This is a genomic window from Rhodococcus sp. AG1013, assembly GCF_003350365.1.
Classification (GTDB): Bacteria; Actinomycetota; Actinomycetes; order Mycobacteriales; family Mycobacteriaceae; genus Prescottella.
Window position 1 is genome coordinate 139,607 of record NZ_QQAT01000009.1, and the last position, 18,003, is coordinate 157,609.

Sequence of the window (18,003 nt, forward strand, 5' to 3'; positions counted from 1 at the left end):
GGGCCTACTCGGCTGCTGCCGATGCCGAGACGCTCACCGGCTCCGCGCCGGTCTGGCCGTCGGTTCCCGCGGACGTGCGGCGACGACGACGGCGACGACGGGGTGCGGCGGCGTCGTCGGACGCCGGTCCCGCGGTGGGCGCACTCGTCGACGCAGTCTCGTTGCCCTCGGTCGACTTTTCGGCGGCCGCTGCGGAACCGTCGGTGGCCTTGCCGGCGCGCGTACGGCGACGGCTGCGGGTGCGCTTGGGGGCATCCGACTTCTCGGACTTCTCACCGTCGGCGGCCGCACGCGCGGGCTTCTCGGCCGACTCGGCGCGCTCGGCCCGCGGCTTGCGGATCGTGCCCTTGGCGTCGGTCGGGATCCCCAGCTCCTCGTACAGGTGCGGGGAGCTCGAGTAGGTCTCGACGGGCTCGGCGACACCGAGATCGAGTGCCTTGTCGATCAGCTGCCAGCGGGGGATGTCGTCCCAGTCCACCAGCGTGATCGCGGTACCGGTGCGGCCCGCGCGCCCGGTGCGGCCGATGCGGTGCACGTAGGTCTTCTCGTCCTCGGGGCACTGGTAGTTGATGACGTGGGTGACGTCGTCGATGTCGATACCGCGGGCCGCGACATCGGTCGCGACGAGCACGTCCACCTTGCCGCTGCGGAAGGCCTTGAGGGCCTTCTCGCGGGCGATCTGGCCGAGGTCGCCGTGGACGGCGCCGACGTTGAAGCCGCGCTCGTTCAGGTCGTCCGCGACCTTCTGCGCGGTGCGCTTGGTGCGAGTGAAGATCATCGTCGCGCCGCGGCCCTCGGCCTGCAGCACGCGGGCGACCATCTCGGCCTTGTCCAGCGCGTGGGCGCGGTAGATGTGCTGACTGGTGCGCTCGTGCACCGCGGACGACTCCGGCTCCTCGGCGCGGATGTGCGTGGGCTGGGTGAGGAACGTGCGGGCGAGCGTGATGATCGGACCCGGCATGGTGGCCGAGAACAGCATGGTCTGACGCTTGTCCGGGACCATACCGAGGATGCGCTCGATGTCGGGGAGGAAGCCCAGGTCGAGCATCTCGTCGGCCTCGTCGAGGACCAGGACGCCGACCTTGCCGAGAATCAGGTGGCCCTGGTTGGCGAGGTCCAGCAGACGGCCCGGGGTGCCGACGATGACGTCGACGCCCTTGCGGAGCGCGTCGATCTGCTGCTCGTAGGGGCGACCGCCGTAGATCGAGAGGACCTGGAGCGGCTTCTTGCCGGCCTTGAGGTACTTGGCCGCGTTCTCGAGGTCCTGGGTGACCTGGATGCACAGCTCGCGCGTCGGCACGATCACGAGCGCGCGGGGGGTGCCGTCGAGGGGGGTGGTGCCGGAATCGGTGGTGGCCACCCGGTGCAGCAGCGGGACGCCGAAGCCGAAGGTCTTACCCATACCGGTGCGGGCCTGACCGATGAGGTCGTCGCCGGCGAGGGCGAGGGGGAGCGTGAGCTCCTGGATAGCGAAGGTGCGCTCGATGCCGATCTCGGCGAGCGCCTTGACGATCTCGTCCCGGACGCCGAGCTCGCCGAAGGTCGGCGGGGTGTGCGTCTCGTCCAGCTGCGCGGACAGGGTGGTCTCGGTTGCGTCGTCTTCGTGGTCGATCGTGATCTTGCTCAGGGAACTGGCCTTCCTCGTATCGGCACGCACGCACGAGGTAAGGGGCCAGGCCGTAAGTCGGCCGATGTCGGTGCCCTCTTGTATCGGTGCCCCGGCCGTGTTGCAGGCCCTCGTCTCAGCGCGGAGATCGGTGTCGATCTCGGCGAGACGCGGCGGGCGCCGTCGATCAGGTGCGCGCACATTATCTACAGGAGTCCGTGTCCGAGCCGCGTGCGAATCAGTCCGGATCGCGTACGAAATCGAGTTCGGATCGTCGGCCCCGAAACGCGGAACTGCGGCGGAAATAACGGTCTCCCGTGGCAATTGTAGCGGCCGGGGCGAAGGAACCCCGCACATGCATGGCGCAGATCACGATTCTCGGCGTGTCCCTTCAGGGAAGCTGAGCCGGACGCACGGATTAGGCTGTGGCGTCATGGGAGCCGATTCGTCCACGTCGTCCGTGCCGACCATTGCCGCCGATCACCCCGGTGTGGGCGAACTGTTCGCGGTTCTCGCCTACGGTGAGATCTCCGCGTTCTACCGACTTGCGGAGGACGCCCAGATGGCGCCCACGCTGCAGGGGCGGGTGGCCTTCGCGAGCATGGCCGCGGCCGAGATGGCCCACTTCGAGACCCTCCAGGCGGCGCTGACCGATCGCGGCCTCGAGATCTACGCGGCGATGGATCCGTTCGTGCGCGCCCTCGACGCGTACCACGCGTCGACCGACCCGTCGACGTGGCTGGAGTCGCTGGTCAAGGCATATGTCGGTGACGGTATCGCCGCCGACTTCTACCGTGAGATCGCGCACTCCCTCGACCCCGCGGTCGGCGGCATCGTCCGCGAGGTCCTCGCCGAGGTGGGGCACTCCGAGTTCGTCGTGCAGGAAGTGCGGGCGGCGGTCACGGCGAGCAAGACCGAGAAGGATCGCCTGATGCTGTGGGGTCGGCGGTTGCTCGGCGAGGCGATCACGCAGGCACAGTTCGTGCTGGCCCAGCGCGAGGAACTGACCGACCTGGTGATGAACGCGACCGGCAGCCTCAACGGTGTGGCCGCGCTGTTCGACAACATGCAGGCCAAGCATTCCGAGCGCATGGCGGTGCTGGGCCTGCATTGAGGCGACTGTTCGCTGACAGCACAGCGCCGCAGCGGGCTGGACCGGTCGGTGCTGCACTAATCTGGCCGAGACAGCTGAAAGCGCTCGGAGAGTTCGGAGGTTGACCGTGGAGGTCAAGATCGGTGTAACTGACAGCCCGCGTGAGCTCGTCGTCAACAGCGCCCAGTCGCCCGACGAGGTGGAGGCGCTCGTGAAGGACGCGGTCGCCGGCAAGGCTGACGGTGTTCTCGCGCTCGTCGACGACAAGGGACGCAAGTTCCTGGTGCAGGCGGGACGGATCACCTACGTGGAGATCGGCCCGTCGGACAGCCGCAAGGTCGGCTTCGCGGCTACGAGCTAGAACCGAGACATACACGAAGGGCGCGCAGTCATCCCGACTGCGCGCCCTTCGCGTGTATCGGAAGTGCCGGTCCCGGTTACTTGGACTCGGCGTGCAGCGGCACGTGCGACAGACCGCCCCACGCGAGCGCGACCGTCGTGTCGACGGCCTCCTCCTTCGGGATGGGGCGCGCGGCCTCGAGCCAGTACCGGGCCGTGAACTGGCTGGTCCCGACCAGGCCGACCGCCAGGATGCGGGCCCGGTAGGGGTCGAGCCCGGAGTCGTGCGCCACCAGGTCGAACACCGCATCGACACATGCCTCGGTGGCCTGCTCGACGCGGCGTGCCACCTGCGGCTCGCCCATCAGGTCGGACTCGAAGACCAGGCGGAAACCCTGGGAGTCGTTGTCGACGAAATCGAAGAACGCCTGGACCGCCGCGCGCACTCGCTGCTTGTTGTCCGTCGTGGACCGCAGCGCCTGGCGCACACCCGAGATGAGACTGTCGACGTAGCTCTGCAGCACCGCGACGTACAGCTCGAGCTTGCCCGGGAAGTGCTGGTACAGCACCGGCTTGCTCACTCCGGCACACTCGGCGATCTCGTCCATCCCGGCGGCGTGATAGCCACGGCTGACGAAGACCTCGCTGGCGGCCGCGAGCAACTGAAGGCGCCGCGCATCCCGGGGTAGGCGGGTGCTGCGGCGGGTGCCCTGACCGTTTGCGGTCGTGGCGGCGCGATCGGAGTGTGTCCGATCCGCGAGTTCAGTCATGTCGCTCCCAATCTGCACAAAGAGCCCAGTTCGTTCGGTGTCCGACTTCACGAACGCCTCGGGGCAAGATAAATCATTTGAACGATACCCGGACGGTTCTCGGCCGCATTCGCTGTACTGAGTTGTCGTACCGAGTCGTCGTCCACGGTGACTGACGGTCACTCGGCGGTGCGTCGATGGACCCTGATCGGCCGGCGACAGGCCATCGGCGGCGCTCCTGGTGATGAGTATTCCAGGATCCCACGCCGAGCACCGCGGCGCGAGGGGAGCCCGCGGATTCAGGCGCACCGGGTGAACCGCTCGGCGGACTGTGAGATTCTGGCTGGGTGACTGACCGAGGAGGACCGCGCCTGGGGGGCACAGTTCCCGAGGTGTCCGACGACCCGACGTCCGGCGACATCAGGAACGGCGACAGCAGGAACAACGGATTCGATCCCGGTCGGGTGCCCGATCCGCACGAGCCGCTTCGGGCTCTGTGGGATCCGACGCGCCGGAACATCGGGCGCCCCCGCGTGCCACGCCCGGATCGTGCAGCGAGGAAGCAGAGCCGACTCGGCAAGTTCGTGTCGATGTACGGGTGGCGGGCATACGCAATCCCGGTGTTGTTGATCGTGACCGTGCTGGTCGTCGTGGACGCGGTCCGCGGCTTCGGCGACTCGGGTTCGAGCGCGTCGACCGACCCCGGATTCGGTGAGCTCAGCCACGAGGACGGCACGGACATCATCGGTGTCCCGCCGCTCGCCGACGGCAACTTCGCCGACACCGTGCCCGCCGGTGCGCTGCCCGACGGTGGTCCGTTCACCGCAACGGCCGCCGGCACGTGGCACGTGGTGCCCGGGACCACCGGGCAGGTCGGTCAGGGCGCCGAGCGGGTCTTCACGTACACCGTGGAGGTGGAGGACGGGATCGACACCGCCGGATTCGGCGGCGACGAGTCGTTCGGCCGGATGGTGGACCAGACCCTCGGTAACCCCAAGAGCTGGACCAAGGACCCCCGTTTCGCGTTCCGCAGGGTCGATCAGGGAGACGTCGACTTCCGCATCTCGCTGACGTCGCAGATGTCGATCCGTGAGGCGTGCGGATACGACATCCAACTCGAGGTGTCCTGCTACAACCCGGGCATCGAACGGGTCGTTCTCAACGAGCCGCGCTGGGTGCGCGGCGCGATCGGATTCCAGGGCGACATCGGCTCGTACCGGCAGTACCAGATCAACCACGAGGTGGGGCACGCGATCGGGTACCGGGAGCATCAGCCGTGCGAGACCGACGGCGGATTGGCGCCGGTGATGATGCAGCAGACGTTCGGCACCGCGAACAACGACATCGCCGCGCTCGATCCCGAGGGCGTCGTCCCGATGGACGGCAAGGTGTGCCGGTTCAATCCCTGGCCGTACCCGCGAGTCTGAGCAAGGATCCGAGAAGGAGGGGCCGGCTGTGTCTGTCGCATCGTCCTCGAGCCCGCCCGTCGTCCACATCGGTGACACCGCCTGCGCCGGGTTCCTGTTCGACATGGACGGCGTCGTCACCGACACCGCGCGGGTCCACGCCCGGGCCTGGAGCCGGCTGTTCGACGAGTTCCTCGACGAACGCGGCAAGGGCGAGGCGCACTTCACCGCGGACGACTACGTCAACTACGTCGACGGCCGGCCGCGGGTCGACGGCGTCGCGTCGTTCCTCGCGTCGCGGTCGATCGACATCCCGCGCGGCGACCCGTCGGATCCGCCGGAGGCACACACCGTGTGCGGGCTCGCGGCCCGCAAGGATGCGCTGTTCCTGCACGAACTCGACGAGAACGGCGTGGATGCCTTCCCGGGTACCGTGACACTGATCGAACGGTTGCGCGCCGCGCACGTCCCCGTTGCGCTGGTGACGGCGAGCCGCAACGCGAATCGGGTGCTGACGGCGGCGGGACTGGCCGACAGCTTCGACGCCCGCGTCGACGGCATCGACGTCGACCGGCTGTCCCTGGCCGGCAAGCCCGACCCTGCGACGTATCTCGAGGGCGCGAGGCGGCTGGGTCTGGCGCCGTCGCAGTGCGTCGTGCTCGAGGATGCTCTCTCGGGCGTCGAGGCGGGCCGCCGCGGGTCGTTCGGGGTGGTCGTCGGCGTCGACCGGACGCATCACGCCGCCGCGCTGCGCGAGGCGGGAGCCGACGTCGTGGTCGCGGATCCGATCGACCTCGAGGTGCGGTTCCCGACGGCCTAGGCTGGACGCGAGCGTTGAACGGTCGATGTCAGGAGTGTGCGGTGCCCGCGAGTAGTCAGCTTCCCCCACTGGTCGAACCCGCAGGGGAGTTGAGCCGCGACGAGGTCGCGCGGTACAGCCGACACCTGATCATCCCGAACGTGGGGACGAGCGGGCAGAAGCGGCTCAAGAACGCCCGCGTACTCGTGATCGGCGCCGGCGGGTTGGGCTCGCCCACACTGATGTACCTCGCCGCGGCCGGTGTCGGCACGATCGGCATCGTCGACTTCGACGTCGTCGACGAGTCCAATCTGCAGCGCCAGGTCATCCACGGCACCGCCGACATCGGACGGTCCAAGGCGCAGAGCGCGCGGGAGAAGATCCGGGAGATCAATCCGCACGTCGACGTGCGCCTGCACGAGTTCCGGCTCGAGGCGTCCAACGCGGTCGAGTTGTTCGGCGAGTACGACCTGATCCTCGACGGCGCCGACAACTTCGCCACCCGCTACCTCGTCAACGATGCTGCCGTCCTGGCCGGCCGACCGTACGTGTGGGGCTCGATCTACCGCTTCGAGGGGCAGGTGTCGCTGTTCTGGGACGCCGCGCCCGACGGCTACGGCGTCACTGGCATCACGCTGCGCGACCTCTACCCGGAGGCGCCGCCGCCGGGGACGGTGCCGTCCTGCGCGGAGGGCGGCGTGCTCGGTGTGCTGTGCGCGTCGATCGGATCGATCATGGCGACCGAGGCGATCAAGCTGATCACCGGCATCGGCGATTCGCTGCTGGGTCGGTTGATGATCTACGACGCGCTGGCGATGAATTACCGCACCGTGAAGCTGAGCCGCGACCCCGACCGGGTGCCGGTCACCGAACTGATCGACTACGACGCGTTCTGCGGTGTGGAGGCCGTCACCGACGCCGATCGGGAGTCCACGATCACGCCGATCGAACTGCGGGAGCTGATCGACTCGGGTGCCGACATCGCGATCGTCGACGTGCGGGAACCGGTGGAGTGGGACATCGTGCACCTGCCCGGTGCGACGCTGATCCCCAAGGGGCGCATCTTGTCCGGCGAGGCCCTCGCGGATCTGCCGCAGGACAAGCGCATCGTGCTGCACTGCAAGACCGGTATCCGATCGGCCGAGGCCCTCGCCGCGATCCGCAAGGCGGGTTTCGCCGACGCGGTGCATCTGCAGGGCGGCGTCATCGCGTGGGCGCAGCAGGTCGATCCGTCGCTTCCCGTCTACTGAGTCGGGTTGTCGAGTCCGTCCCGGAGCGCCTCACCGATCCGACCGGTATCCGGCGGTAGCCTCAGGGCCGTGAGCTCTGCGCAACCTCCCCAGCACGTCTGTTCGACCTTCGGTCTCCGCGAGGTCGAACCGATGGCCCTGGGCGCGGATTGGGAGGGCGGCTGGCGGTTGGGCGACGTCGTGCTCACCCCGGTCGCCGATCACGCCCGCGCGGCATGGTCCGCGAAGGTACGCGAAACCCTGGCCGTGGACGCGGTCCGGCTCGCCCGGCCGGTGCGCGCCACGGACGGCCGTTACGTCGTATCCGGTTGGCGGGCGGACACCTTCATCGTCGGGACCCCCGAGCCGCGCCACGACGAGGTGGTCTCGCTGTCGCTGCGCCTGCACGCGGCGACGGCGCAGTTGGAGCGCCCCCGATTCCTCGCGCAGCCGCCCGTCGCGCCGTGGGCCGATGTCGACGTCTTCGTCGCCGCCGACCGGGCCGCGTGGGAGACGGTGCCGCTGCGGTCGGCCAGGGCGGCGGGTGCGCTCGAGGACCTGTCGCCCGACGGTCAGCGCAGCGTGGAGTTGATCGGGCAGCTCGCTTCGCTGCGCAAGCCGGTGCGGTCCCCGGATCAGCTGGTGCACGGAGACCTGTTCGGCACCGTCCTGTTCGCGGGCAGCGCCGCGCCGGGCGTCACCGACATCACGCCGTACTGGCGTCCCGCGCCGTGGGCGGCCGGGGTGGCCGTCGTCGACGCGCTGTCGTGGGGCGGCGCCGACGAGGGCCTGATCGGACGCTGGGAAGACCTGCCGGAGTGGCCGCAGATGCTGCTGCGGGCGTTGCTGTTCCGGCTGTCGGTGCACACGTTGCACCCGCGGTCCACGCCCGATGCGCTGCCCGGCCTGATGCGTACCGCCGAACTGGTGCGCCTGATCCTCTAGCGTTCGTTCGCGTACCCGGCGAGCAGTTCGTCGAAGAAGCAGCGGGCGGCCCCGACGGCGCGGTCGGCGTCGCCGGCGATCACGGCCTCGACCAGCGAACTGTGCTCGTCGTGGAAGGCGGCCCCGGTGGCGGACACATGCTTGAGGACCGTCGCCTCGATCGCGGGCAACAGTGAGTCGTAGAACTCGAGGTAGACGCGGTTGTGGCTGGCCGCGACGATGCCCCGGTGCAGCGCGATGTCGGCGGCGATCGCGGTGTGCAGGTCGGCCGACTCCCACGCCGTGATCCGATCGTCGAGCAGGCCGCGCAGGGTCTCGATGTCGGAGTTGTCGCGGCGTTGCGCGGCCAGGCCGGCCGCGGTCACGTCGAGCGACTGGCGGAGCTCGAGCACGTCGCGTTCGTGGGCTCCGGCGAAGTACTTGCCGAGGGTGCCGCTGACCTCGGAGTCGGCGAGCACGAAGGTCCCCGAACCCTGGCGCCGTTCGAGCAGTCCTGAATGGACGAGGGCCTGAACGGCCTCGCGCACCGTGTTGCGACCGGTCCCGGTCAGCTCGGACAGCTCGGGCTCGGTGGGGATGCGCGTCCCGACCGGCCAGTTACCGGACCGGATCTCGTCACGGAGCTGTTCGGTCACCTGGGCGATCAGGGTGCTGCGGCGGACGGGTTGCACGGCGCTCCTGCGGGGTAGGCGGTCGTCTCACGAATTATGCTTTGCACACTTTCGTCCGGTCATCCTATGATTTCTCGGGTCGAGTGCAAAGGCCGTTCGGGCCGGGCACTCCCCATTCACCATCTCCCACGGGAACGAGGCAGTAGATGACCGCGTCCGCGACGTCCACACCCATACGAGGACCGCAGCCCCTGCTCGCGGGCCGGGTACTGGTTTTCGCGGCCATCGCCATGTCGGCGCTGACGCTGCGTCTGGCGGTCACGTCGTTCACGCCGCTCGCGTCGCAGATCAGTGACGACCTCGGTTTCTCGTCCACCGTCGTCGGCGTATTCGGCATGGTGCCCACGGCGATGTTCGCCGTGTTCGGTCTGCTCACCCCGGCAATCGCGCGCCGACTCGGGCTCGAATGGACAGCGCTGCTGGCGATGATGATGGCCGGCGTCGGCATGCTCACCCGCGCGATGGTCGGCGACACGTGGTCGCTGCTCGCGCTGTCGGCGCTCGCGCTCGGCGGCATGGGCATCGGCAACGTCGTGATCCCGCCGCTGGTCAAGCGGTACTTCAGCGATCGTCTGGCGCTCATGAGCTCGATCTACATCACGGGCGCGCAGATCGGCACGATCCTGCCGGCGACGGTCGCGGTGCCGCTCGCGGACGCGTTCGACTGGCGCATCTCGCTCGGTGTGTGGTCGCTGCTCGGGTTCGCGGCCGCCGCGCCGTGGCTGATGATCCTCGCCCGCGGCCGCAAGAAGACCTCTGCAGACACAGCCGCCGCGACCACCGCCGCGACGCTGCCGGCGGAGCATGCGCCCGGCCGACCGTGGCGCTCGCCGGTGGGCTGGGGCATGGCCGGCATGTTCGGCATGACCTCGCTCATCACGTACTCGATGTTCACGTGGATCCCCGAGATCCTCACCGAGGCGGGAGCGAGCGAGTCGTTCGGCGGCAGCATGGTCGCACTGTTCTCGCTGATGGGTCTGATCGCGGCGTTCGGCGCGCCCACCGTGTGCGCGCGGATGCGGAACCCGTTCCCGATCGTCGTGGGCTGCGCGGTCTGCTACGCGATCGGCTTCACCGGGCTGTTCCTGGCGCCGATGTCGGTGCCGATCCTGTGGGTGATCATCATCGGGCTCGGGCCCAGCACGTTCCCGATGTCGCTGACGCTGATCAACCTGCGCACCCGCACCCACACCGGGTCGGCCGCGCTGTCCGGCTTCACGCAGGGCATCGGCTACACCGTCGCGTGCATCGGGCCGTTGCTGTTCGGCGTGCTGCACGAGTCCACCGGCGGGTGGGGTGCACCGTTCGCGCTGCTCGGCGTCGCCGTCGTCGTCGTCCTGATCTCCGCGTGGGCGGCGTGCAAGCCGCGCATGCTCGAGGACAGCTGGGGCGGCAAGACCGCCTGACCTGCAGGTCCGTAGACCTCACTGCCCGGATCTGCGCGGGTGAGCGAGAGTTGACGGACGGGTCATCGGGGGCATCACCGCGGCAACATCGGCCTCCTACCTTGGGGTTTCCCACACAGGTAGGAGGCCCAGGTGACCACACTCTCCGATCGGTCCACAGCACCGGATGCGCACGCGCCGGTGGTGCAGGGGCACTACATCGCGCGCTGGGACGCCGAGGACGTCGACGCGTGGGAGGCCGGCGGCAAGGACATCGCCCGCCGCAATCTCGTGTGGTCGGTGGTCGCCGAGCACGTCGGCTTCTCCGTCTGGTCGATCTGGTCGGTGATGGTGCTGTTCATGCCCACCGACGTGTTCGGCATCGACGCGGCCGGCAAGTTCTTCCTGGTCGCGGTCCCGACCCTCGTCGGCTCGGTGTTGCGGATTCCGTACACCGTCGCCACCGCCCGGTTCGGCGGCCGTAACTGGACGGTGTTCAGCGCTCTGGTGCTGCTGATCCCGACCGTGCTGACGCTGTGGTTCGTGATGCATCCCGGCACGTCGTACACGACGTTCCTGCTGGTGGCCGCCACCGCGGGCGTCGGCGGCGGCAACTTCGCGTCGTCGATGGCGAACATCAACGCCTTCTACCCGCAGCGGCTCAAGGGCTGGGCGCTGGGACTGAACGCGGGTGGCGGCAACATCGGTGTACCGGTGATCCAGTTGGTGGGTCTGCTGGTGATCGCGACCGCCGGCAATACCGCCCCGTATCTCGTGTGCGCGGTGTACCTCGTGCTGATCGCGGTGGCCGCGGTCGGCGCCGCCCTGTTCATGGACAACCTCGGCAACCAGAAGGCGGACCTGCGCTCGATGGCGCAGGCACTGCGGATCCGCGAGTCGTGGATCGTCAGCTTCCTCTACATCGGCACCTTCGGATCGTTCATCGGTTTCAGCTTCGCGTTCGGTCAGGTGCTGCAGATCAACTTCCTCGCCGGTGGCGCCAGTCCCGCGCAGGCCGCGCTGCACGCCGCGCAGATCGCGTTCCTCGGGCCGCTGCTCGGGTCGATCGCCCGCCCGATCGGCGGCAGGCTGGCCGACCGCATCGGCGGGGGCAGGATCACGCTGTACACGTTCGTGACCATGGTGTTCGCGACGGCGGTGCTCGTCGCGGCCGGGACCGTCGACGACAGCACGCCCGGTGCCGCGGGCGCCGGCGCGATGACGGCGCTGGTGATCGGGTTCGTGGTGCTGTTCGTGCTCTCGGGCCTCGGCAACGGCTCGGTGTACAAGATGATCCCGTCGATCTTCGAGGCGCGCTCCCGCGAACTCGCCGGGCTGGACCAACCGGCCCGGGCAGCATGGTCGCGCAACATGTCCGGCGCCCTGATCGGGTTCGCGGGTGCCGTCGGTGGTCTCGGCGGCGTCGGCATCAACCTGGTGCTGCGGGCGTCGTACAGCAGTCCCGCGAAGTCGGCGACGATGGCCTTCTGGGTGTTCCTCGGCTTCTACGTGGTGTGCGCGATCGTCACGTGGTTCGTGTTCCTGCGCCGCCCGTCGGTTTCGGAAGCGACTGCCGGACAGCCGATTGCGGTGTCGTCATGACGGCCACCCTCGCCGCCGCGACGGCGACGCACTGCCCGTACTGCGGTCTGCAGTGCGCGATGACGCTCACGCGCGAGGCCGGGAGCGTGACGGTCGCCGGACGCCAGTTCCCGACCAACCGGGGCGGACTGTGCCAGAAAGGGTGGACCAGCGCCGAACTGCTGCGCCACCCCGACCGGTTGACGACCCCGCTGGTGCGCGACGCGGGCACGCTGCGACGGGCGACGTGGCCGGAGGCGCTGGACCGGGTCGTGGACGGCTTCCGTTCCGCACAGGACGCGGGCGGACGGGACGCGGTCGGGATCTTCGGCGGTGGCGGGCTCACCAACGAGAAGGCGTACATGCTCGGCAAGTTCGCGCGCGTCGCGCTCGGCACGTCGAACATCGACTACAACGGCCGGTTCTGCATGTCGTCGGCGGCCGCGGCGGGGATCCGCGCGTTCGGGCTCGACCGCGGACTGCCGTTCCCGGTCTCGGATCTGACGTCGGCGAAGGCGATCCTGCTCGCCGGCGGCAACGTCGCCGAGACGATGCCGCCCCTGGTCGGGCACCTCACGGCCGCCGCCGACTCTGGCGGGCTGATCGTCGCCGACCCCCGCCGCACCGCCACGGTGGAACGCGCGCTGGCCGGCGGGGGACTGCACCTGCAACTCGCGCCCGGCACGGATCTGCCGCTGGCCCTGGGCATGCTGCACCTCGCGGTCACGGAAGGCCACCTCGACCGGGAGTACGTCGAGGCGCGAACCGACGGGTTCGGCGACACATGGCTCGCGGCGGCACAGTGGTGGCCCGAGCGCACCGAACGCGTCACCGGCGTGCCCGTCGCGTCGCTGCGCCGGGCGGTGGAGATCCTGTCGCGCTCCCGCCGCAACGACACCGGCGCCTACGTCCTCACCGCCCGCGGCGCCGAGCAGCACGCGACCGGCACCGACACCGTCTCGGCGTGGATCGCGCTCGCACTCACGCTGGGCCTGCCGGGACGCCGCGGCAGCGGCTACGGCGCCGTCACGGGGCAGGGCAACGGGCAGGGGGGCCGCGAACACGGGCAGAAGGCCGACCAGCTGCCCGGGTACCGCAAGATCACCGATCCCGTTGCCCGCGAACATGTTGCGCGGGTGTGGGGAATCGACCCGGCGGACCTACCCGGACCGGGGCGCAGCGCGTACGAGCTGCTCGACGCCCTCGGCCGCCCCGACGGTCCCCGCGCCCTGATGGTGCACGGCGCCAACCTCGCGGTGTCGGCGCCGCGGGCCGGCCACGTCGTCGACCGCCTGCGCTCGCTGGACCTGCTGGTGGTGTGCGACTTCCTGCTGTCGGAGACCGCCGCGATGGCCGACGTGGTGCTGCCGGTCCTGCAGTGGGCCGAGGAGGAGGGCACCATGACCAGCCTCGAGGGCCGGGTGCTGCGCCGTCGTCGCGCAACGACCCCGCCGGACGGGGCGCGCGGTGAGCTCGAGGTGTGGCGGGAGTTGGCCGTTCGGCTCGGGCAACCCGCGTCCCGGTTCCCGACCTCGCCGGAGGTGGTGTTCGACGAACTGCGCCGCGCGTCGGCGGGCGGTGTCGCCGACTACGCGGGTGTCACGTACGCGCGGCTGGATGCGGGCGAGGCGCTGCACTGGCCGTGCCCCGACGTCGCGCATCCGGGGACGCCGCGGCTGTTCCTGGACCGGTTCGCGACCGACGACGGGCGGGCGCGGTTCACCGCCGTCGAGCATCGCGGTCCCGCCGAGCCGACGGATACCGAGTTCCCGCTGCTCGCGACCACGGGACGGGTTCTGGCGCACTACCAGTCGGGCGCGCAGTCCCGGCGGGTGGCCGAACTCGCGGCGGCCGCGGGACCGATGTTCGTCCAGGTCCATCCCGACACCGCGGCCCGCGTCGGACTGCGCGACGGCGACGCTGCGACGGTGGTGGCCCGGCGCGGTCGGGTGGCGGCGTCGGTCCGGTGCGACGAGTCGATGCGGCTGGACACCGTCTTCCTGCCGTTCCACTTCGCGGGCGACGCGCGGGCAAACCTGCTGACGAATCCGGCCCTCGACCCGACGAGCCGGATGCCGGAGTTCAAGGTGTGCGCGGTCCGCCTCGAGGCAGGGGCGGGGGTTCGGCCGTGACCCGGCGCGTGGTGATCGTCGGCAACGGCATGGCGGGTGCGCGCCTGGCCGAGGAGTTGCGCCGCCACGAACGCGACCCCGCGCGTCTCGAGGTCGTGGTGTTCGGCGCGGAGCCGCGCGCCGCGTACAACCGGATCCTGCTGTCGAACGTGTTGGCGGGCAGCATCACCGCGCGCGACACCCGGCTGCGGCCGGACGACTGGTGGGCGCGCAACCACGTCGACGTGCGCATCGGGGTGCGGGTGGAGGCGGTCGACACCGGGTCGCGGGTGGTGCGCGGCGGCGACGGCACGGTGCTCGGCTACGACGAGGTGGTCCTCGCGACGGGCAGCACATCGTTCGTGCCGCCGGTCGAGGGGCTGGACGTCGCCGCCGCCGGGGTGGTCGCGTTCCGAACCGTCGAGGACTGCGACCGGATCGCCGACGCCGCGGCGCCGGGGTGCCGGGCGGTGGTGCTCGGCGGCGGCCTGCTGGGTCTCGAGGCGGCCCGGGGGCTGCTGCTGCGCGGCGTCGACGTCACCGTCGTGCACCCCAAGGCGGTGCCGATGGAACGGCAGATGGATGCGGGTGGCGGCACGGTCCTGACCCGTGTGCTCACCGGCCTGGGCATGCGGCTGCTGCTGAACCGGCGCGCGAAGACGCTGCGCGGCAACGGCACTGAACGCCTGCTCGTCCTCGACGACGGCACCGAACTGCCGGCCGATCTGGTGGTGCTCACGGCGGGGATCCGGCCCGACACCGCGTTGGCGCGCGATGCCGGTGTCGTCGTCGACCACGGCGTCGTCGTCGACGACGGACTGCGCACCAGTGCCCCGCACGTGTGGGCGATCGGGGAGTGCGCGCAGCATCGCGGCGAGGTGTACGGGCTGGTGCAGCCCGGCTGGGAGCAGGCCGCGGTGGTGGCCGACCGGATCACCGGCGCCGATCCGGAATCCGAGTACCGGGGCAGCGAGACGGTGACCCGGCTCAAGGCCCACGACATCGACCTCGCGTCGATGGGGGACGTGGGTGCCGACCTGCACAGCGAGAACCACGAGGTGCTCACCGTCGCCGACCCGGCGCGCGGACGCTACGCCAAGGTCGTGGTGCGCGACGAGCGGATCGTCGGCGCGGTCCTGCTCGGCAGCCCCGACGTGGTCGGCACCGTCACCCAACTGTTCGACGCCGGACTGCCGGTGCCGCACGACCGCATGGTGCTGCTGACCGGCCGCGGCGCCGCGGCCACCGAATCGGTGAGCCCCGCCGGGATGCCGGGCGGCGCGGTGATCTGCCGCTGCAACTCGGTGACCAAATCGAATCTCACGGTCGCGTGGCGGTCCGGGGCGCGGTCGCCGGCCGCGCTGGCGACCGCGACCCGCGCGACGACGGGGTGCGGCGGATGCAGTGCCGCGGTGGAGGGCATCTGCGAGTGGCTGCGGAGCAGTGACCCCCAGGTCGGGGATCCCCACAACGACGACGAGACCCACGACGAACGAGAAACACCGTCCCGGAAGGAAGGTGCGGCATGAACGAACGGACCGCGATCGTGATCGGACACGGCATGGTGGGCCACCGCTTCGTGGAGGCGCTGCGGGCGCGCGACGAGGCCGACGCCTGGTCGGTGACCGTGCTGTGCGAGGAGGCCCTGCCGGCGTACGACCGGGTGGCGCTGTCGTCGTACGTCGGCTCCTGGGATGCGAAGGAACTCGCCCTGGCGGGCAACGACTTCGCCGGCGATCCCGCCGTGGACCTGCGGGTGGGGGTGCGGGCGGACGCGATCGACCGGGACGCGCGCACCGTGACGACGTCGACGGGCGAGACGTTGGCCTACGACGCGTTGGTGCTGGCGACGGGTTCGTACCCGTTCGTCCCGCCGGTGTCCGGACACGATCACGACCTGTGCTTCGTCTACCGCACCCCCGGCGACCTCGACGGCATCCGGGCCCGCGCGGAGGCTGCCGGGCCGGGCGCCGTCGGCGTCGTGGTCGGCGGCGGCCTGCTCGGGCTCGAGGCCGCGAACGCGCTGCGCCAGTTGGGGATGTCGCCACACGTCGTGGAGCACAACGCCCGGCTGATGCCGTTGCAGGTCGACGAGGGCGGTGGTGCGGTGCTGGCCCGCCTCGTGACCGACCTCGGGCTCACACTGCACACCGGAACGGGAATCGGTTCGATCACCGACGGATCGGACGGCGTCCGGGTGGAACTGTCCGACGGGTCGGTGATCGACGCCGCGCTGCTGGTGTTCTCGGCGGGTGTCCGCCCGCAGGATCGGCTGGCCCGCGACGCCGGTCTCGACATCGCCGAACGCGGCGGCATCCTCACCGACAGCGGTTGCGTCACATCCGATCCCGCGGTATTCGCGGTGGGAGAGTGCGCCGCAGTGGAGGGGCGCTGCTACGGCCTGGTCGCACCCGGCTACACGACGGCCGAGGTGGTGGCCGACCGCCTGCTCGGCGGCGATGCGGTGTTCCCCGGCGCCGACCTGTCCACCAAGCTCAAGCTGCTCGGTGTGGACGTCGCGAGCTTCGGCGACGTCCACGCCGTCACACCGGGCGCCCTCGAGGTGGTGCTCAGCGACGCCGCGAAGGGGACGTACGCCAAGCTCGTCGTCTCCGACGACGCGAGGACCCTGCTCGGCGGGATCCTGGTCGGCGACGCGTCGGCGTACGGCTCGCTGCGTCCGCTGGTCGGCCGGGAACTGCCCGGCGACCCGGCCGCGCTGATCTCGCCGGCCGGTGAGAAGCCCGGCGCGGGAACACTTCCCGATGACGCCCAGGTGTGCTCGTGCAACGCCGTGACCAAGGGGGCGATCTGTGCGGCGATCACCGACGGGGCGTGCGACGTCGCGGCGGTGAAGTCGTGCACCGGCGCCGGGACCACGTGCGGCGGGTGCCTGCCGACGGTGAAGGCACTGCTCGCGTCGTCCGGCGTGGAGCTGTCGAAGGCGCTGTGCGAGCACTTCACGCAGTCGCGGGCCGAGCTGTTCGAGATCGTCCGCGCCACCGGTACCCGCACGTTCTCCGGGCTGATCGGGCAGTACGGCACCGGAACGGGTTGCGACATCTGCAAACCCGTCGTCGCGTCGATCCTGGCGTCGACGTCGTCGGAGCACGTACTGGGCGGCGAGCAGGCGTCGCTGCAGGACACCAACGACCACTTCCTCGCCAACATCCAGCGCAACGGTACCTATTCTGTGGTGCCGCGGATGCCGGGAGGGGAGTGCACGCCGGAACAGCTCATCACGATCGGTGAGATCGCGCGGGACTACGGTCTGTATCTCAAGGTGACGGGCGGTCAGCGCATCGACCTGTTCGGCGCGCGGGTGGAGCAGCTACCGGAGATCTGGCGCCGGCTCGTGGACGTCGGTATGGAATCCGGTCAGGCGTACGGCAAGTCGCTGCGCACCGTGAAGAGCTGCGTCGGGTCCACGTGGTGCCGGTACGGCGTCCAGGACTCGGTGGGCATGGCGGTGCGGCTCGAGAACCGCTACCGCGGGCTGCGGGCGCCGCACAAGATCAAGTTCGGGGTGTCGGGGTGTGCGCGCGAGTGCGCCGAGGCGCGCGGCAAGGACGTCGGCGTCATCGCGACCGAGAGCGGCTGGAACCTCTACGTCGGCGGCAACGGCGGGCAGACCCCGCGGCAGGCGCAGCTGTTGGCCGGTGGGCTCGACGACGCCACCCTGATCCGGTACATCGACCGTTACCTCATGTTCTACGTCCGCACCGCCGACCGGCTGCAGCGGACCGCGCCGTGGATCGAGTCGCTCGAGGGCGGCCTCGAACACCTGGCCGCGGTGGTGTGCGACGACGGCCTCGGCATCGCCGACGAACTCGAGGACGCGATGGCCCGGCACGTCGCCGGCTACCGCGACGAGTGGGCGGGCGTGCTCGACGATCCCGAGAAGCTGTCGCGGTTCGTCTCCTTCGTCAACGCCCCCGAGGTGCCCGATCCGACCGTGGCGTTCGACGACTCCGGCCCGCGCAGGATCCCGGTCCTGATCGGCATTCCGGACGTTCCGGACGGGAGGCGGGAAAGCTCCTCGCGCCGGTAATCGCCGGGTAACCCCGAAGAAACAACCCGACCGTTCAA

Annotated in this window: 14 protein-coding genes; 11 read left to right on the forward strand and 3 right to left on the reverse strand. The window is 70.3% G+C overall.

Annotated features, from left to right (window positions below):
* Positions 1-4 precede the first annotated feature (4 nt).
* On the reverse strand, positions 5-1,657 hold the full coding sequence (locus DEU38_RS13690; RefSeq protein WP_114721955.1) for a DEAD/DEAH box helicase: 1,653 nt from the start codon (positions 1,655-1,657) through the stop codon (positions 5-7).
* A 382-nt stretch (positions 1,658-2,039) separates the two neighbouring features.
* Here DEU38_RS13690 and DEU38_RS13695 point away from each other — a divergent pair, with 382 nt between their 5' ends.
* Together DEU38_RS13695 and DEU38_RS13700 are read left to right on the forward strand one after the other, a co-directional pair.
* A complete protein-coding gene (locus DEU38_RS13695) occupies positions 2,040-2,720 on the forward strand; it encodes a ferritin-like fold-containing protein (protein WP_114721956.1) in 681 nt (226 codons plus the stop codon).
* A 106-nt stretch (positions 2,721-2,826) separates the two neighbouring features.
* The gene (locus tag DEU38_RS13700; protein ID WP_174911900.1) at positions 2,827-3,060 is read left to right on the forward strand and encodes a DUF3107 domain-containing protein; all 234 of its coding nucleotides are present in this window, start codon (positions 2,827-2,829) and stop codon (positions 3,058-3,060) included.
* A 76-nt stretch (positions 3,061-3,136) separates the two neighbouring features.
* Here DEU38_RS13700 and DEU38_RS13705 read toward each other — a convergent pair whose 3' ends face one another.
* Positions 3,137-3,808 carry a TetR/AcrR family transcriptional regulator gene (locus DEU38_RS13705; RefSeq protein WP_114721958.1) on the reverse strand — a complete coding sequence of 224 codons (672 nt, stop codon included), beginning with the start codon at positions 3,806-3,808 and terminating at the stop codon, positions 3,137-3,139.
* A 398-nt stretch (positions 3,809-4,206) separates the two neighbouring features.
* Here DEU38_RS13705 and DEU38_RS13710 point away from each other — a divergent pair, with 398 nt between their 5' ends.
* From DEU38_RS13710 to DEU38_RS13725, 4 genes are all read left to right on the forward strand, one after another.
* A complete protein-coding gene (locus tag DEU38_RS13710; RefSeq protein WP_397484714.1) occupies positions 4,207-5,214 on the forward strand; it encodes a DUF3152 domain-containing protein in 1,008 nt (335 codons plus the stop codon).
* A gap of 28 nt (positions 5,215-5,242) precedes the next feature.
* Positions 5,243-6,013 carry an HAD family phosphatase gene (locus DEU38_RS13715; RefSeq protein ID WP_258557880.1) on the forward strand — a complete coding sequence of 257 codons (771 nt, stop codon included), beginning with the start codon at positions 5,243-5,245 and terminating at the stop codon, positions 6,011-6,013.
* Positions 6,014-6,054: 41 nt separating this feature from the next.
* A complete protein-coding gene (gene moeZ / locus DEU38_RS13720; RefSeq protein WP_114721960.1) occupies positions 6,055-7,242 on the forward strand; it encodes an adenylyltransferase/sulfurtransferase MoeZ in 1,188 nt (395 codons plus the stop codon).
* A gap of 69 nt (positions 7,243-7,311) precedes the next feature.
* Positions 7,312-8,166 carry a TIGR02569 family protein gene (locus tag DEU38_RS13725; protein ID WP_114721961.1) on the forward strand — a complete coding sequence of 285 codons (855 nt, stop codon included), beginning with the start codon at positions 7,312-7,314 and terminating at the stop codon, positions 8,164-8,166.
* Here DEU38_RS13725 and DEU38_RS13730 read toward each other — a convergent pair.
* The gene (locus tag DEU38_RS13730) at positions 8,163-8,837 is read right to left on the reverse strand and encodes a FadR/GntR family transcriptional regulator (protein ID WP_114721962.1); all 675 of its coding nucleotides are present in this window, start codon (positions 8,835-8,837) and stop codon (positions 8,163-8,165) included. The two genes, DEU38_RS13725 and DEU38_RS13730, sit on opposite strands and share 4 nt — an antisense overlap.
* A gap of 146 nt (positions 8,838-8,983) precedes the next feature.
* Between DEU38_RS13730 and DEU38_RS13735 the strand changes: the two genes are divergently transcribed.
* The 5 genes from DEU38_RS13735 (at position 8,984) to nirB (ending at position 17,965) form a co-directional block, all read left to right on the forward strand.
* Positions 8,984-10,243 (forward strand): MFS transporter, encoded by a 1,260-nt coding sequence (locus DEU38_RS13735; RefSeq protein WP_114721963.1) that lies wholly within the window; start codon positions 8,984-8,986, stop codon positions 10,241-10,243.
* 132 nt (positions 10,244-10,375) lie between these two features.
* A complete protein-coding gene (locus DEU38_RS13740; RefSeq protein WP_114721964.1) occupies positions 10,376-11,824 on the forward strand; it encodes a nitrate/nitrite transporter in 1,449 nt (482 codons plus the stop codon).
* On the forward strand, positions 11,821-13,935 hold the full coding sequence (locus DEU38_RS13745) for a molybdopterin oxidoreductase family protein (RefSeq protein ID WP_114721965.1): 2,115 nt from the start codon (positions 11,821-11,823) through the stop codon (positions 13,933-13,935). The genes DEU38_RS13740 and DEU38_RS13745 overlap by 4 nt, the downstream gene beginning before the upstream one ends.
* Positions 13,932-15,443 (forward strand): FAD-dependent oxidoreductase, encoded by a 1,512-nt coding sequence (locus DEU38_RS13750; RefSeq protein ID WP_309473097.1) that lies wholly within the window; start codon positions 13,932-13,934, stop codon positions 15,441-15,443. Before DEU38_RS13745 ends, DEU38_RS13750 begins: the two co-directional genes overlap by 4 nt.
* Positions 15,440-17,965, forward strand: coding sequence for a nitrite reductase large subunit NirB (gene nirB / locus DEU38_RS13755; RefSeq protein WP_114721966.1), 2,526 nt, complete (start codon positions 15,440-15,442; stop codon positions 17,963-17,965). Before DEU38_RS13750 ends, nirB begins: the two co-directional genes overlap by 4 nt.
* Positions 17,966-18,003: the final 38 nt, after the last annotated feature.

What these genes read in the sequence shown, in the direction of transcription:
- DEU38_RS13695 (WP_114721956.1), top strand. Translation starts at nt 2,040, where the DNA reads ATGGGAGCCGATTCGTCCACGTCGTCCGTGCCGACCATTGCCGCCGAT.
- DEU38_RS13705 (WP_114721958.1), bottom strand. Translation starts at nt 3,808, where the DNA reads ATGACTGAACTCGCGGATCGGACACACTCCGATCGCGCCGCCACGACC.
- DEU38_RS13735 (WP_114721963.1), top strand. Translation starts at nt 8,984, where the DNA reads ATGACCGCGTCCGCGACGTCCACACCCATACGAGGACCGCAGCCCCTG.
- DEU38_RS13745 (WP_114721965.1), top strand. Translation starts at nt 11,821, where the DNA reads ATGACGGCCACCCTCGCCGCCGCGACGGCGACGCACTGCCCGTACTGC.
- nirB (WP_114721966.1), top strand. Translation starts at nt 15,440, where the DNA reads ATGAACGAACGGACCGCGATCGTGATCGGACACGGCATGGTGGGCCAC.